We start from the raw sequence: 14,374 nt of genomic DNA, 5'->3' as shown, positions 1-14,374 counted from the left end.
GTTAACCTTTCTTCTGAACTATTCTTTATGTGACAAACCTAGGCCGTTCTCTTCGAATTTGGCAAGCTCGATCTCTATTTTCTCCGTCATTTTCGTATCAACAAATTCTCTGGTCTTGAGAATCGCATGCTTAACTGCGCGTTGATTTGAAGATCCATGGAGCACGATTGCCAATTCCTTGAGACCTAACAGCGGAGCGCCACCAGCAGAGCGGTAATCGAATTTTCCGCGAAACAGCTCGGTAAATAAATCTCGCGAAAGCCAAAATCCAAACTTATGTCGCAAGCTCTGACTGGCTCCGTGCTTCAACTCCTCGGCAACCATCTGCACGCAACCCTCCAGGGTTTTGAGAATCACATTACCGACAAATCCGTCGCAAACAACAACATCTGCGGCATCAGTTCCAAAATCACGGCCCTCGACATAGCCGATATAGTTTACGCTTTTTAGAGTTTTAAAAGTATGCGCTGCGGCGCGAATCACATCAGTGCCTTTTGATGCTTCGGCGCCATTCGAAAGCAGCGCAACACGCGGCTGCTCCACATTAAAAAGCGACCGGTAATAGACTGAGCCCATGATTCCGAATTGAACTAAGTGGTGCGCGTTACAACCGACGTTGGCCCCAACATCAAGCACCACGGTATAACGCTCTTGATTGCGCGCGATCGGCACAACCGAAGCGATTGCCGGCCGTTCAATTGCAGGCAACAAGCCGGCATGTAAAACGCCAGCTGTCATCATCGCACCAGAGTTTCCGGCGCTAATCACTGCGGCTGCTTGTCCAGTTACGACTTGTTGGAATGATTTTACTAGGGAAGAGTTTTGTTTGCTACGCACTGCGCGCGCAGGAGAATCCTCCATGGTGATTACTTCTTGAGCATCACAGATTGCTAAATTCAGAGCTTTAGCGCCAAGGCCTTCAAGCACGCGCAGGATTTCCTGCTCTGGACCAATTAATAGTGAATCGGCATTTGCTTCTTTTTTCGCAGCTACAGCACCTTCAACTAGGGCACTGATACCTAGATCTGAACCTGCTGTATCAACGGCTATTGGCAGCAAGAGAGATTACTCGATTTGAGAAGTTTAAGACTTTATTATTTACGAAGCTTGAACTGTGCCGTACTGACGACCACGATATATCCCGCAATGAGGGCAAATTTGGTGGCGCATTTTAGGCTCGCCGCAGCTTGAGCAAGTTACATACATGCTTGAGGTCAGACCATCGTGAGCGCGGCGCATATCCCGGCGTGATTTTGACATTTTCTTTTTCGGCGCTTGCATGACTTAAAATCCTGAATATCTGTAAGAATATAAATATCTTTGTGCGTTTAAAAATTTCCTACGCAGTTATTAAAGAGCGACCGATATAGGGCATTTTAAGATTTTTTACAACCTACCCCAGATAATTCAGATTTTTAGCCCTTTAAGCCGCATTAATTCGCCTAAAGTTCCCTGTGATTTAGGGCAGTTACATGGGGATAAATTTAAATTAGCTCCGCAATTGGCACAGAGCCCCTGGCAGTTGGGGGAGCACAAAATTACGACCGGCAGGTTCAAGATTAAATATTCCTCAGCAATTTCTTCAGTATTAATCTCGTCACCAGAGAAAAATACGAGGTCGAGGTCGTCAAATTCATCCTCTCGCGCATTACCCTTGTGTTGTTTGAGTGTTAGATAGAAGTCTGAAGTAATTGAATTTTTTGTTGGCTCAAGACACTTCGAGCAAAAGCTCTGGTAAGGCGCCACTGTTCGACCCTTAATCAAGACATCTCTGCCGATTAAATCAAGATGCATTGAAACTTTTGCTAAATTCTCACGCTCGGTAGGGAAATTAATCGCCTGCGTTACAGTCCCAGGTTTTGCGCTAGTTTCATCGATATTTACACGTTGGTTGAGCTTTTCTGGATCAAGAGTAAAAGAAATATCTAAGCCTTCCGGTGTGATATCATTAAGTCTAACAATCATTTAGGCAAACAAACATTTGTTAGCCAATCACGCAACAATGCAGTCATTTTGGCCGAAAATAATAGAGCAAATACTGTGCTGATGCTGGGAAGAGTAATCTTGCTGCACGGTGCTATTTGTAATTTATCTGATTCGATGTATTTAAAGACTAATCATTATTTCGACTAAGGAGTTTATATTATGTCCTCGCTGAATCGTGTTTTTCTGATCGGCAATCTCGGCCAAGACCCAGAAATGCGTTACACCCAAAACCAAAACGCTGTTTGTTCCATGCGTATCGCCACAAGCGAGCGACGCAAAAACGCATCAACCGGCGAGTGGACAGAACAAACTGAATGGCACTCAATTGTTGCTTGGGGAAAAGTTGCAGAGAAGTGCGCGCAGTATCTTTCCAAAGGCAGTAAAATTCTTGTTGAAGGAAAGCTCCAAACCAGAAAGTGGCAAGATAAAGAAGGTAAAGATCGCTACACCACAGAAGTCGTGGCTGCTAACGTCACCTTCATGGGCGGCAAAGGTCAAGCTGCGGGAGCTGCCACCGAGGGGGCTGTAACTGCTGAGGCAGCTAGAAATCCTGCTCCGCTCGACTCAATTTCATTTGATGATGATGAAATTCCATTTTGAGAAACTCTGAGTAAGTTTGGATCTATAGCCAGTCGAACTCAGGCAAGCTTCGCTACTTTGATTTCTTAACTTTACCCTGACGATTAAGTGGATTGTCCACGACAATCCACTTGCCCTTACCGCGAATGAGGATTTTAGTGCTGCCAGCTTTCTTTGCAAGAGCAAGGAGCTGGTTAGCTGTGTGTTTTCCACCCTTACCAGTGCGCTGATAGTGACGGGCGCCCCAAGGTTTGTCATCACGATATAAGCCAAAGGCAGAAATTTTACGGCATTTAACATCACGAATTTCTACTGTGCGCAGTCCTGTTTTTTCAGACTTGTTATTAATGATTAATGTCGGTCCACGTCCACCGTGCAGATTTGATGGTTTGTAGAGCACGTTATGTAATTTTGAGATTGAAACTAGATTTTTACACTCACCAACCTCAACGATAATATCACTCGGATTAACAACAGTGCCATCTGGTCGCACTAAAATATTTGCGGCATTTCCGTATTCAAATACCGTATCACCAGCTGGCAATTTAAGAGTAAATTTGCTGTTTGCACCGGCAGTGCCAGGTTGATATGTTGCAAAATAATTTTGATTATCGCCTGCGGCAAAAGCACCAACCATCGGCACAACTCCAGCTGGCCCTAGATCCTTAATCACAGCCCCTTGTGAGGTCCGCGCATAAACCATTTGGCGTCCGTTTTCTACTCGCGTGATCATCACATCCGCGATGCCGTCGGCGTTAATATCGAGCGGTGAAAGCGGAATATCGCTACCAGGTACACCCCAGAAAATGCGCTCATCGTAGCTACCGGAGAGATTGCGCGTTGCCCAATAAAGTTGGTTTTCATTATTGCGCGAGATCACCAAATCCTGACAACCATCACCATTCATATCGGCGAGAAATGGCTTAGTGTCATTGAGTTTGCCGTATTTGATTTCAACAGTTTCGGTCGTTGTAGATTTGCGGATATACCAGTAGATGTCGCTACTGCCGCGTCGAGCAACGACAAGATCTGCTTTACCGTCACAGTCAACGTCTCCGGCAAGCGGTTGGTCGCCGTTTAAACCAAACAGGGTCTTTACTTCTTGGCCTAGAATATTGGCACGCCACTCTAGATTCGTATCGGGAAGGACTTTTACAATCGTTGGATCGACTTTTCCGTCTCCGTTAAAATCTGCGGGAACAAGCGCAGAGGCTGCGGTGTTAAAGCTTACAGTTGTAGCTGTATGTTGTGAGTTGTCGCGGATGTAGAAATTTGTAATGCCAGCTGTTTCGTCAATTGCTGCCAGTACGGACTCAGATTGCGTATCACCGGTGTAGTCGCCTGGAGTAGCACTTGCGTTTCCAATTGAAACTACAAAATTGGCCAAGCCAAATAATCCGATTGTTACTGTTTTATACATTAATCGCATGTTTCACCTTGAGGAAATCTATCTAAACAATAAGTAGTGCAAAATTCGTGCCCGACTTGCGGAGTCTACTCAAAAAATCGCTCAGGCAATGTTCGGTCGCTCCTTACCTGTCCCCTAATAATTATCGTCCGGTTTGGGACAGCTTGTGCGTAGAGTCTAAAATTATTTTCGGTAGAAATGTGGTTTTTTATTAGTTGAAATTAAATTGAATAGTGTTTTTAGTTACTTAGAGCAATTCACGATTCTATGTAGCGAATAGTGAATTGCTCTAAGGAGCGCTTAGAAAGCGCTCCCGGAGACTGAAACGCCGATTTAGTCTCCTTTTTGGGGACTTTTTAGGACTTTTTTAGCGCTCATTTCCTGCCAGACAAGGTATAATCACAAGCATGTCAGATCAGCAAAATAACACTCAACCGAATGTCAGTAGTCGGCCGCAAAGCGACAAACTAAATTCTGAAGGGAACGCTTGCCTTGGACTTGGCGCTGGGGTCGGAGCCTTAGGTCTAGGCGGCGCAATGATCTCAGGCGCAGTTTGCCCACTCTGCATCTTCGTAACTCCACTATTGATTGGAATGGGTATTACCCAAAAAGTACGCGCGAAAAATTGCCAAGCGAATACTGATAGCTCTGATCAAACTGCCGAAACAAACTCCGAGCCAGATAAATAATAGCGCAAATTGAGCTCAGCACCTTGCGTGATGCCGATGCGTTTGGTCCTTGTAATTTTTTGACGTCTAGCGGGACGCGGCAGCTCAATTCGCAAGTTTCCGCTCGATAACTCTTGTCCTGATTGTTGTCGCCTGATGCCCATGGCCTGCACTAGTTTTCCCGGCCCCGAACAAAGCTGTCGCAATGATTTCTGCCGGCGACGCTTTTGCATTATCTCAATACCGACCAGCGGCTCGAGCGCCCGAATCAAAACAGCCTCGCCCACTCCCTCTCGGTTGGTAACGACGTTAAACAACTCATACATGCCATAACAGAGATAGACGTAGGCCCTACCAGCTGGCCCAAACATCACAGCATTACGCTTTGTTTGGCCACGGTGGGCATGACAGGCTGGGTCGTTTTTGAAAAGATAGGCTTCCGTTTCAACGATACGGCCGGCAGTCGTGCCTTGTGGAGTATCATGAATAAGCAAAGCGCCAAGTAGCAATTGCGCTACTTTTGGCGTTTGCAGTTGCGGGTCAAAAAGTTCGCGCTTCCGCGACGAGGACGGAAGCGTTTTTCTACTTACTTTTCTTTGTACGCTTACGAGCTTTTTTCTTTTCTTTTTTGTAACGCTTTTCTTTACGCTTTTGCGCCTTACGTTTACGGACTGTTTCGGTTTGTTTGGTTGGCGATGCCATCTCACATAACTCCTAAATTAAAATAAAAATGCCTAAGGAAACTCTGATTAACTCCGAGGTTGAGTCAAGATCGGACTTAATTAGAGTTTATAACCAAAAGCCTCCAGCCGAGCAATAAACTCCCCGCGTTCGCGCTTATTCTGGAAGCGACTCTCGATTTCTTCGCGCGTTAAGCGCGTTCCCTTTAAAATATCTTGCAACACAGAAATCTCAAGTCGAGAAAAATGCGCGGCATTAATTACATAGTCTTCAAAGGCCTGCCAGGCCATTGGCACTCGTTCAGCAACGACCTTAGCCATCGCTTCGGCGTAGACTCGAATTTCGTATTGCGCATGCGGGTCAATCCGCAAACGCAAAAAGTGGAACAAATTGTGTAAATCTATTTTCCAATACCACTCGGTGTATAAGCTCACCGGTAGATTGACGCGGGCAAGTTCGCGGCGCAGATTTTTTTGTAGATACATTTCATAATCGGCATAAATTTTATCCTGAGCCGTAGTAAAGCTTGTCGCCACATCGTCAGCCCCTTCAACCGTCTCGCCTGTGCCGCCTTGGCGATTTTGCATTGATTGCGTGGTGCAAAGTTCTGCAGTCGGCTCATAAAACCAATCCGGCATTTCACTGTAGCGTCCACTCATTTCATTAACGTTTGCTGTGCGATGGCGAATCCACTGACGCGCGACAAAGATTGGCATGCGGCAATGAAATTTAAACTCAACCATTTCAAATGGCGTTGTATGGTGATGGCGCATCAAATAGCGAATTAGCCCCTCATCTTCCGATACGGTCTTAGTTCCTTTCGCATAAGAAACCCGCGCTGCCTGCACGATTGACGAATCATCGCCCATCACATCAACTAGGCGCACAAAACCCTTATCTAATACTTTGATCGCTCCCTCTGGATAAGTAACTTCATTCTTGGGCATAAATCTCCATAATTACAACATGTTGTCAGTTTAAAATGCCTGAGCTCAAATCTCGCGCCAACTCTAATGTTTCTCGTCGAAAATGTCGACACTACATAGGTAAAACCCATGATATTATGCTGTGGGTTAATACCACTGAGGACCCTTTCTGCAAGTGAAGATGATTTTCGCTGATTCTAAGAGGTATTTTGCAAACGAGCGTGGCTCGACGACAGCGGTTTTTGAATCGTTTTTCGTCGCTTTCATGGTTCTAGCCGGGCTCATCGCTGTAAAAGCTCTGACTGAATCTGTCAACACTAAGGGCAAGGATTCTGCCCAGTGGACAGAATGCGGAACGGTCCTTGATTGTGATGCCGCCGGAACAAAATAGTGAGTTTTCGGCGGGGCCTCGGCCTGAGCGTCAAACCTTAATTGCCTCTAAAAATTTAATCTTCTCGCCTTGTGACAGAAATAACTTTTCAAATTCCGTAACTACGTTTGTTGTATTATAGGGGCTAGCGTGCAGGTCCAGAGTTTGGCCAAGGATTTTGAATTTCTCAAGCGCACTTAATTCCGAAAGAACGGCAGAAAAATACTGGTCATTGTCAGTCTTAAAATAAAATTTAGCCTGGGGCTTTAAAATAGTGTGCAAACTATTCCAAAATTCTCCGCGTAGCAGTCGGTTTTTCTCAGAACGGCGTCGTGGCCAAGGGTCTGGGAAATTTACATAGAGATCATCTACCGAATTGGGCCCGAGCAAGTCATCAACAATACGCGCATCTACACGACAGAGGCAGAGGTTACGAATTCCGCCCTTCAAGGCCTTCTCGACAGTGCGCACAGATCGTTTAAAACGAATTTCAAAGCCAAGACAAAGCGCTGCTGGGTCGCGTTTTGCGCGTTCAATTAAGTGCCCACCCGAACCAGATCCAAGTTCAACTACTACTCGAGAATAGCCCTGTAGTAACTCACGTAAGCGTAATAAATCTTTGTCGAAATCTTCAAATTCTAAAATTTGGTCAGGATATTCAGAGATCAGCTGAATATAGGGATTGACGGGATTACGCGTTAAAATCTCTAAGCGCGTTCGTCTGCGTTTGACTTGTTTAAGATATGACTCCATGGATATACTGTGTTCAAATCAACTATTTACCGAGGAGTGCCCAGAATGGCAAATCACACCACCGCCAAACCCGTCTGTTTTGATAAACGCCCCGCGGTGCTTGAACTTGAACCTGGAACATATCATTGGTGCGCCTGTGGGCAGAGCAAAAACCAACCCTTTTGCGACGGCTCGCACAAGGGCTCAAGCTTTTCCCCACAAGTCGTGACGATTGAAGAAAAGAAAAAAATTGCACTGTGCAATTGCAAAGCATCCCAAAAGGGGGCAATTTGTGACGGCACGCATAAAACTCTGACCTAGCCTGCTGTGCACATGGAAATTCAGCCACTGATATCGATTTACCACAGCCCTGACGCTGACGACATGCTGATGTTTTGGGCACTCAAACAGGAGCTTGTCTCAGCCGGAAATTATTGTTTCCAGTGGGGGATTGAGGACACTCAGACACTTAATCAGCGTGCGCTTAGTGGTCAGGGGGATATTATTGCAGTCTCTGCAGCACTCTTGCGTGGAATCCGGGACCGTTACGAGATGATGCGTGTCGGGGCAAGTGTTGGTCGTAATTACGGACCCGCCTTAGTTGCGTTAAAACCCTTACAAATTACTGAACTTCAAGATGCTAAGATTGCTGTACCTGGCGAGCACACAACCGCGGCTTTAATTTTAAATAAGGCTTTACACATTCACGGGATTTATCGTTTTCAAACAATCACTGTGCCGATTGTGCCATTTACTGGTGTCTACGAGGCACTTGAAAGTAAGCGGGTTGATGCAGCACTGCTGATTCATGAAGGGCAATTTTCCTATCAAGAGCATGGGCTGCATGAAGTCTTAAATTTGGGGACGTGGTGGCATCAAGCGACAAAGCTTCCAATTCCGTTGGGCGTAAATGCGATACGAAAAAAGCTGCCGGAATACGTCAAAGATGAATTAACTGATATCCTGCGAAATTCGATGGAGTATGGCTTAAATAATCTCGACCAAGCTTTGCCGGAGCTCATGCGTTGGAATACCGAACGCGGATCGAGCTGCAATACGGAAAAAGCGCTGCGTGAATACATCAGTCGCTATGTTAATGCTGACAGTCTTGATCTTAAAGACGACGTGATCGAAGCGCTATATAATCTATTAACTTAGGCTTGAACTTATCCTTATCCTTCCCCTTATCCTTGAACCTACCCTTACCCTCATCTGTCCCGTCCTGAATAGAGTCCACAGCTAATTTAATAAGGGGAAGGCAAAGGATAAGGTTAAGGGAAAGGTTAAGGTTAAGGGAAAGCCTAAGTTCAAGCCTAAGAAATTAAAGATACAGACTGGCAAGAATCAGTAACAGATACCCCACACTAACAAAGCCATTAAAGGTAAAAAATGCTCGATTGGCCCGGCTTAAGTCGGTTGAAGAAATTAAAAGATGTTGGGAGATTAAAATCAATCCTAAACAGGCAACCCCGGCAAAATAAAGACGTCCAAACTCCATCCAGGCCCCGACTAGAAAAAGCGCCATCAGGCAAATACAATGTAAGACCGCTGCTAGTTTTAATGCTTGCTCAACACCAAGCTTGACCGGAAGTGAGTGTAGCCCCTGTGAGGCATCAAATTCTTTGTCCTGACAAGAATAAATAATATCAAAGCCTGCAACCCAAAATAATACACTAAACATTAACAGTAAGGGCGTGCCATTAACTTCAGGACGCATTACCCACCAAGCCCCGCCTGGGGCCAGCGCTAAGGCAAGGCCTAAAACCAAATGCGCGTATGAGGTGTAGCGTTTGGCATAGCTGTAGGCAAAAAGCACAAGTAAAACAACTGGCGCGAGCACTAGGCAATGTCGCCCAAGTGCCCAAGCAGCTAGTAGGAAAACAACTACAGCCCCGGCGACAAGTGTTACGACTTGTCTCTGACTGAGCTCTCCTCGCGGGAGTTGTCGTTCAGCAGTTCGCGGGTTTTTTGCATCGTAGTCAGCATCAACCAGACGATTAAAAGCCATCGCGGCAGTGCGCGCGGCAATCACAGCCACAATAATTAATACTAACTTGACGACAGAGAGTGGGATTGGCGCAGCGGCCGAGTCCCCACGTAATGAAAGGAAAAATGCGGCCAAGGCAAAAGGCAAAGCAAAGACTGTGTGCGGGAAAACAACCAATTCAGAGTATTTTTTTAGATAGTCCTTAAACATTACAATTACCTTAGGCTAACTGATATACAGATAGCAGATGTATTTGTCATCATTGTTACGTATTTTCAAAACAAGCAGTTTATGTGCTAGGTTAGCTAAAATTTATTTGAAGTTCGAAGGGAGATCAGTATGCAGTTTGGCACTAGCGCAAATGAATATGGCGTCAAAGAATTACGCAAAGACTGGGTTGCCGTACGTAAATCCGACCCCACACCGACGCAACTTAAGTACGCCCGCGCCGGAGTAATTACGCCAGAAATGGAACACGTTGCTCTACGCGAAAAAGTCAGCAGCGAATTTATTCGTGCTGAAATCGCAAGCGGCCGCTTAATCATCCCCGCAAACATTAAACATCTCGAACTTGAACCAATGGCGATTGGTATTAATTCAACCTGTAAGATCAATGCCAATATCGGTAACTCGCCTGTTTCCTCAGGACTAGATGAGGAAGTGAATAAATTAAAACTTGCAATTCATCACGGCGCAGATACGGTGATGGACTTATCAACCGGGAAAAACATTATCCCCATTCGCGAAGCGATACTGCGCAATTCAACAGTGCCAATCGGCACCGTGCCAATCTATGAAGCAATTGAAGGCGTAAAAGACCCGCTTGATTTATCAATCGATGATTTATTGGCCGTAATCGAACGCCAGGCTGAGCAAGGCGTAGACTACATGACGCTACACTGTGGTATTTTGCTCGAACACTTGCCACTTGTCGCCAATCGCATTACCGGGATCGTCAGCCGCGGCGGAAGCTTAATTGCCCAGTGGATGATGCACCATCGTCGCCAAAACCCGCTTTTTGAATTTTACGACGATGTGCTCGAAATTTTACGGCGCTACGACGTTAGTATTTCTCTGGGTGACAGTTTACGTCCCGGTTGCCTAGCTGATGCTTCCGATGCCGCGCAATTTGCTGAACTAAAAGTTTTAGGAGACTTAACACTGCGGGCCTGGGAAAAAGACGTACAGGTGATGGTCGAAGGCCCGGGACACGTGCCGCTCGATCAAATCCAAATGAACGTTGAGAAACAAATCGAGTGGTGCCATGGCGCACCATTTTACGTGCTCGGTCCACTTGTCACTGATATCGCCCCGGGCTACGATCATATCACTTCGGCAATTGGCGCAGCTGTAGCTGGCTGGCATGGCGCAGCAATGCTTTGTTATGTAACGCCGGCTGAGCACCTCACCTTACCAAATGCTGAAGATGTGCGCGCTGGCATCATTGCCTACAAAATCGCTGCGCATGCGGCTGACATCGCACGCAAGCGTCCAGGAGCTCGTGACCGTGATGACGCGCTCTCAACTGCCCGTTATGGCTTTGACTGGGAAAAGCAGTTTGAACTCTCACTTGACCCTGAGATGGCACGCTCCAGACATGACGAGACTCTTCCCGACCCTTACTTTAAAACGGCCCATTTCTGTGCAATGTGCGGACCTAAATTCTGCTCCATGCGCATTAGTGAAGAGGTAAAAAACTGGGCCCGCGGACAGCTTAATTCAGGCGCAAATACGCTTGAATCGGCACCTGTAGCCTAGTACTGGCATGTTTCATTAAGGGTTGTTTAGGAAAATAAAGCTTAAATTTCATACAGTTATGAGTTTACTTATAGTTGTCACCTAGGGTATTTTGAGCTATCCGTTAAGTGCTCATTTTTAAAGAGGATGAAGGCCGTATGGAACAAAAAGATAAGGGCTGTCTTACTAAAGCTGATTTAATCGACTCTGTGTATGACAACCTTCCTTTCGATAAGCAGAAGGCTACTCAACTTGTTGAAGATTTAATCGAAACCATTAAAGAAGGTTTGGCGCGTGACGATAAGGTCATGATTTCTGGCTTCGGTGTATTTGAAGTCAAGAAAAAGAAGGCGCGCCCAGGTAGAAACCCTCAAACTGGAGACCGCATTGTGCTTGCTCCGCGCAACAATGTGAAATTCAAACCTAGCCAGATTTTGCGTAAAGATCTCAACGGTGGAGTTGATCCTAGCGGCGGCAAGGACGACGATTACTAAATCAACTATTCATGAGCACAACCGAAATCCCCCAGCCAGACGATCAAGGCCCGCGCGAGCGAATCCTTGATGCATCTTTAAAACTCTTCGTTGGGCAAGGATATTTCAACACCAATGTACCTGATATCTCTAAGACTTCCCGCTGCAGTGTCGGTTCTATTTATCACCACTTCCTTAATAAAGAAGAAATTGCATCTTGCCTCTATAAGGCTGGAATTCAGCAATTTAGACTAGCGCTTGATAATTCTTTTAGCGAAGGAGAAAACTTCGAAGAAGCCCTACCTAAGGTGATTATTGCATTCCTAAAATTCGCAGAAGACCAGGAACTACTTTCACGATACCTTTGGCTCTCGAGGCATTCAGAATTTTTATCGCAAAAGATTTCAACCCCAACCACTGTTGGTTTTGATAGTCTCGGGCGCAAGCTTGCCAGACTGATTCGCGGTGCAATGAAGCGCGGCGATATGGCTCACTATGAAGCTGAAATTGTCTGGAACATTCTCTTTGGCATACCACTAAGTTATGTGCGGGACTGGCTTGAAGGTTTTACCAAAACTAAACCTTCAGAAATTGCCCCAGTAATTGCCCAAGCCTGTCTAGCTGCGCTTAAAGCTCCGCAAAAGAAACACAAGAAGTAAAACAACTGCGTGTAAATAAAAAAAGCCGCTACAGTTTTTGCTGTAACGGCTTTTGAGGTTTAGCTTTACCCTACTTACTTACGGGCAAGCACTTTGCTCATCAGGAATTTGGTTAATGTCCTTGAGCGTATCATTATAAAGCTTTTGCGCGTTTTTAATGATCTTTTGATCGGTCTTCGAAAGTCTACCACCTTGTATACTCTTGATACTTTTCATCAAAGCATTAACACGGTCAAGTTGCTTTTTTGCTAAGACACGCAGCAATTCTTTATTTGCTGTTTCAGATACAGACACGCAGAACTGTGAATTTGAGCAGAACATAAATGTCGCTGAAATATCAATCCAGTTTGTCGTCCAGAATAATGAGTAGTCTGAAGTTGCAGCCTTGGAAGTTTGATCGGCTTTTTTCTTGGCACTATTTAGCTTACTTCCACGCTTATACCTTTTAGTTGCGGCTTGAACGTAGCGCTTGGCGGCGTTACGCACTTGGCGGTTTGCATTTGAAGCGTTACCGTCAGCACCTAAAAGGGTTTGGGAAATATCTAGAGTTTCGCAGCCTAAGCAAGACTTACCATCTCCATCGCAAACGCCGCAGCGATCGCGCTTACTGTCACCAAACGGCACGCCAAAGCAATCGACCGGACAGGCTGGGACATTTACTTCCGATCCACAGTCGGTTTCCTCGACGCCATCAGAGACTAGCAATCTAACGCTACATTCTTGATCGATACCCTTACCAGGTAAGGTTAAAGTCAATGTCGGATTTACAGATTGCGCATTGGCTAATGTTGAGCTTGCGCAGTCTGTCTCCCAACGATAGGTTAAACTACCACCGTCCGGGTCAACCGAAGCACTGCCATCAAGATTAATAATTGTGTCGTAACCTGTGCAAGCGCCAGCATAACCGCCACTTGTACCGCTTGAGCAGCGTGGTGCACGATTTTCAACAGAAACTTTCATTCTACATGTAGCCGTTTCTAAATAGCTTCCGCCTACTTCCATGAATGATAGCAAAATCTCATACATGCTACCGATATCTCCAAGTCCAGGAGTCCAGGAGATAGTTCCCGCCAATGGAGATTTTTCAATTGAATTGTTCGGAATTGATGTTGTCGCTCCAGGAGGAAGTCCAGCATAAGTTACTTTGAGCTTATCGCCATCAGGATCAGCCGCCTTAAATTCACTTAAGAAGGTGTCTCCCACATGCAACACAGTAGACTCATGTTCTACGCTGCAATACGGAATGACATTGGCTGTTTGATTATCAGTGTCATACCATCCACCAGTTTGATAGCCCCATGTTGTAAGATATCCATTATCATATGCTGTACTTAAGCCGTGGCGCGGGTGAAACCACATTCCGATTTTCTTAGCAAAAGTTATACCTTCCCATGCATCCCCGTCAGGGTCTGGATATAGTGGTGTGTGTGCATTGATTTGGGTTGTATCAATTTTTAATACAAATGTTCGTGTTCCATCGACTTCATTTGTAACGGAAATTTCCTTGACCCAGCTTGAATCCAAAATCGACGATGCTATACGGTCAGGAATTTGCGTGCCAGCTTGGCTTGATCCATCACGGTATGAACTTTCTGAGGCAGTTCCATTGTATCCATAAACTGTTACTTTTGGATTGTTCAAATCAACAGCATCAAAATAAATTGCTGCCAAAGTGCCTGCAAAAGGTTTTGGATTTGGGCCGTCATTAACTACAAAGTGATAACCATTGGGTAGTTTACCAGTTGCTGGGGCTGGTCCGAAATTGACATACCAATAGAACTCTTTGGTATCTTCACTGTAGCGGGCCTTGAAAAGTTTTGCCTCACCCGCTGTCGGGTTATAGCTACCAGGAGCTGGTGCCCACTGGAAAACGTAATCAAGCGCAAAGCTAGACAACGGAAAGGTCAGCATTGCAAACATTATTAAGGTTAATTTTTTGATGAAATGAAACATTGCGATAAACCTCTTACTCAAACTTTTGTCGCTCCTACTACACCTTTTTGACTCATTACAGCAATCTACCCACGAAAAGCCTGCCTTTTCGTATTTTAAGTCATGGTTTTGATTTGTTATGTAATATTGAATGATAATCGAAGCATTAAGGGCCTTGCTTTTTTGCGAACAATAAAATCTCAATAAAATTGAGATAGTTACACTACTTGCTTGAT

17 protein-coding genes are annotated in these 14,374 nt (G+C 45.4%); 8 read left to right on the top strand and 9 right to left on the bottom strand.

The features are described from left to right. Positions 1-18: 18 nt before the first annotated feature. The 3 genes from plsX to JNK13_03640 all read right to left on the bottom strand — a co-directional run bounded on the left by plsX (position 19) and on the right by JNK13_03640 (position 1,965). Positions 19-1,059 carry a phosphate acyltransferase PlsX gene (gene plsX / locus JNK13_03650; protein ID MBL7661829.1) on the bottom strand — a complete coding sequence of 347 codons (1,041 nt, stop codon included), beginning with the start codon at positions 1,057-1,059 and terminating at the stop codon, positions 19-21. Between the two features lie 39 nt (positions 1,060-1,098). Beyond that, positions 1,099-1,281 carry a 50S ribosomal protein L32 gene (gene rpmF, locus JNK13_03645; protein ID MBL7661828.1) on the bottom strand — a complete coding sequence of 61 codons (183 nt, stop codon included), beginning with the start codon at positions 1,279-1,281 and terminating at the stop codon, positions 1,099-1,101. 126 nt (positions 1,282-1,407) lie between these two features. Continuing rightward, positions 1,408-1,965 carry a DUF177 domain-containing protein gene (locus JNK13_03640; GenBank protein MBL7661827.1) on the bottom strand — a complete coding sequence of 186 codons (558 nt, stop codon included), beginning with the start codon at positions 1,963-1,965 and terminating at the stop codon, positions 1,408-1,410. 180 nt (positions 1,966-2,145) lie between these two features. On the opposite strand from JNK13_03640, the gene JNK13_03635 reads away from it, so the two are divergent. Beyond that, on the top strand, positions 2,146-2,586 hold the full coding sequence (locus tag JNK13_03635; GenBank protein ID MBL7661826.1) for a single-stranded DNA-binding protein: 441 nt from the start codon (positions 2,146-2,148) through the stop codon (positions 2,584-2,586). Between the two features lie 52 nt (positions 2,587-2,638). Here the strand turns inward: JNK13_03635 and JNK13_03630 are convergent, their stop codons facing one another. After that, on the bottom strand, positions 2,639-3,985 hold the full coding sequence (locus JNK13_03630; GenBank protein ID MBL7661825.1) for a VCBS repeat-containing protein: 1,347 nt from the start codon (positions 3,983-3,985) through the stop codon (positions 2,639-2,641). Between the two features lie 395 nt (positions 3,986-4,380). Here JNK13_03630 and JNK13_03625 point away from each other — a divergent pair, with 395 nt between their 5' ends. Continuing rightward, positions 4,381-4,662: a hypothetical protein gene (locus tag JNK13_03625; GenBank protein ID MBL7661824.1), complete on the top strand. Its 282-nt coding sequence runs from the start codon at positions 4,381-4,383 to the stop codon at positions 4,660-4,662. Here JNK13_03625 and JNK13_03620 read toward each other — a convergent pair. Continuing rightward, on the bottom strand, positions 4,626-5,174 hold the full coding sequence (locus JNK13_03620) for a DNA-3-methyladenine glycosylase (protein MBL7661823.1): 549 nt from the start codon (positions 5,172-5,174) through the stop codon (positions 4,626-4,628). The genes JNK13_03625 and JNK13_03620 overlap by 37 nt on opposite strands. Before the next feature lie 249 nt (positions 5,175-5,423). Further along, the gene (locus JNK13_03615) at positions 5,424-6,269 is read right to left on the bottom strand and encodes an FAD-dependent thymidylate synthase (protein MBL7661822.1); all 846 of its coding nucleotides are present in this window, start codon (positions 6,267-6,269) and stop codon (positions 5,424-5,426) included. 154 nt (positions 6,270-6,423) lie between these two features. On the opposite strand from JNK13_03615, the gene JNK13_03610 reads away from it, so the two are divergent. Beyond that, positions 6,424-6,639: a hypothetical protein gene (locus tag JNK13_03610; protein ID MBL7661821.1), complete on the top strand. Its 216-nt coding sequence runs from the start codon at positions 6,424-6,426 to the stop codon at positions 6,637-6,639. Positions 6,640-6,669: 30 nt separating this feature from the next. Here JNK13_03610 and trmB read toward each other — a convergent pair whose 3' ends face one another. Continuing rightward, a complete protein-coding gene (gene trmB / locus JNK13_03605; GenBank protein MBL7661820.1) occupies positions 6,670-7,371 on the bottom strand; it encodes a tRNA (guanosine(46)-N7)-methyltransferase TrmB in 702 nt (233 codons plus the stop codon). A gap of 45 nt (positions 7,372-7,416) precedes the next feature. Between trmB and JNK13_03600 the strand changes: the two genes are divergently transcribed. Further along, positions 7,417-7,671 (top strand): CDGSH iron-sulfur domain-containing protein, encoded by a 255-nt coding sequence (locus tag JNK13_03600; GenBank protein MBL7661819.1) that lies wholly within the window; start codon positions 7,417-7,419, stop codon positions 7,669-7,671. Positions 7,672-7,683: 12 nt separating this feature from the next. Then, on the top strand, positions 7,684-8,508 hold the full coding sequence (locus JNK13_03595) for a hypothetical protein (GenBank protein MBL7661818.1): 825 nt from the start codon (positions 7,684-7,686) through the stop codon (positions 8,506-8,508). A gap of 163 nt (positions 8,509-8,671) precedes the next feature. Here JNK13_03595 and JNK13_03590 read toward each other — a convergent pair whose 3' ends face one another. Then, positions 8,672-9,547: a UbiA family prenyltransferase gene (locus JNK13_03590; protein MBL7661817.1), complete on the bottom strand. Its 876-nt coding sequence runs from the start codon at positions 9,545-9,547 to the stop codon at positions 8,672-8,674. Between the two features lie 129 nt (positions 9,548-9,676). On the opposite strand from JNK13_03590, the gene thiC reads away from it, so the two are divergent. The 3 genes from thiC to JNK13_03575 all read left to right on the top strand — a co-directional run bounded on the left by thiC (position 9,677) and on the right by JNK13_03575 (position 12,206). After that, positions 9,677-11,095 carry a phosphomethylpyrimidine synthase ThiC gene (gene thiC, locus JNK13_03585; GenBank protein ID MBL7661816.1) on the top strand — a complete coding sequence of 473 codons (1,419 nt, stop codon included), beginning with the start codon at positions 9,677-9,679 and terminating at the stop codon, positions 11,093-11,095. A 137-nt stretch (positions 11,096-11,232) separates the two neighbouring features. Continuing rightward, entirely contained in the window at positions 11,233-11,568 is a 336-nt protein-coding gene (locus tag JNK13_03580) for an integration host factor subunit alpha (protein ID MBL7661815.1), read from the top strand. Between the two features lie 11 nt (positions 11,569-11,579). Beyond that, complete coding sequence (locus JNK13_03575) at positions 11,580-12,206, top strand: TetR/AcrR family transcriptional regulator (GenBank protein MBL7661814.1); 627 nt, start codon at positions 11,580-11,582, stop codon at positions 12,204-12,206. A gap of 78 nt (positions 12,207-12,284) precedes the next feature. Here the strand turns inward: JNK13_03575 and JNK13_03570 are convergent, their stop codons facing one another. Next, positions 12,285-14,159 (bottom strand): hypothetical protein, encoded by a 1,875-nt coding sequence (locus tag JNK13_03570; GenBank protein MBL7661813.1) that lies wholly within the window; start codon positions 14,157-14,159, stop codon positions 12,285-12,287. Between the last annotated feature and the right edge of the window lie 215 nt (positions 14,160-14,374).

It is taken from the genome of bacterium (assembly GCA_016786595.1).
Taxonomy (GTDB): Bacteria; Bdellovibrionota_C; UBA2361; order SZUA-149; family JAEUWB01; genus JAEUWB01.
Note: the sequence above shows the minus strand (reverse complement) of the source record. Positions and strands in the feature narration are given on the sequence as shown.

Bases quoted from the DNA above. Each gene is read 5' to 3' on its own strand.
- rpmF (MBL7661828.1), bottom strand. From the start codon at position 1,281: ATGCAAGCGCCGAAAAAGAAAATGTCAAAATCACGCCGGGATATGCGC.
- JNK13_03640 (MBL7661827.1), bottom strand. From the start codon at position 1,965: ATGATTGTTAGACTTAATGATATCACACCGGAAGGCTTAGATATTTCT.
- JNK13_03635 (MBL7661826.1), top strand. From the start codon at position 2,146: ATGTCCTCGCTGAATCGTGTTTTTCTGATCGGCAATCTCGGCCAAGAC.
- JNK13_03630 (MBL7661825.1), bottom strand. From the start codon at position 3,985: ATGTATAAAACAGTAACAATCGGATTATTTGGCTTGGCCAATTTTGTA.
- JNK13_03625 (MBL7661824.1), top strand. From the start codon at position 4,381: ATGTCAGATCAGCAAAATAACACTCAACCGAATGTCAGTAGTCGGCCG.
- JNK13_03615 (MBL7661822.1), bottom strand. From the start codon at position 6,269: ATGCCCAAGAATGAAGTTACTTATCCAGAGGGAGCGATCAAAGTATTA.
- trmB (MBL7661820.1), bottom strand. From the start codon at position 7,371: ATGGAGTCATATCTTAAACAAGTCAAACGCAGACGAACGCGCTTAGAG.
- JNK13_03600 (MBL7661819.1), top strand. From the start codon at position 7,417: ATGGCAAATCACACCACCGCCAAACCCGTCTGTTTTGATAAACGCCCC.
- JNK13_03595 (MBL7661818.1), top strand. From the start codon at position 7,684: ATGGAAATTCAGCCACTGATATCGATTTACCACAGCCCTGACGCTGAC.
- JNK13_03590 (MBL7661817.1), bottom strand. From the start codon at position 9,547: ATGTTTAAGGACTATCTAAAAAAATACTCTGAATTGGTTGTTTTCCCG.
- thiC (MBL7661816.1), top strand. From the start codon at position 9,677: ATGCAGTTTGGCACTAGCGCAAATGAATATGGCGTCAAAGAATTACGC.
- JNK13_03580 (MBL7661815.1), top strand. From the start codon at position 11,233: ATGGAACAAAAAGATAAGGGCTGTCTTACTAAAGCTGATTTAATCGAC.
- JNK13_03575 (MBL7661814.1), top strand. From the start codon at position 11,580: ATGAGCACAACCGAAATCCCCCAGCCAGACGATCAAGGCCCGCGCGAG.
- JNK13_03570 (MBL7661813.1), bottom strand. From the start codon at position 14,159: ATGTTTCATTTCATCAAAAAATTAACCTTAATAATGTTTGCAATGCTG.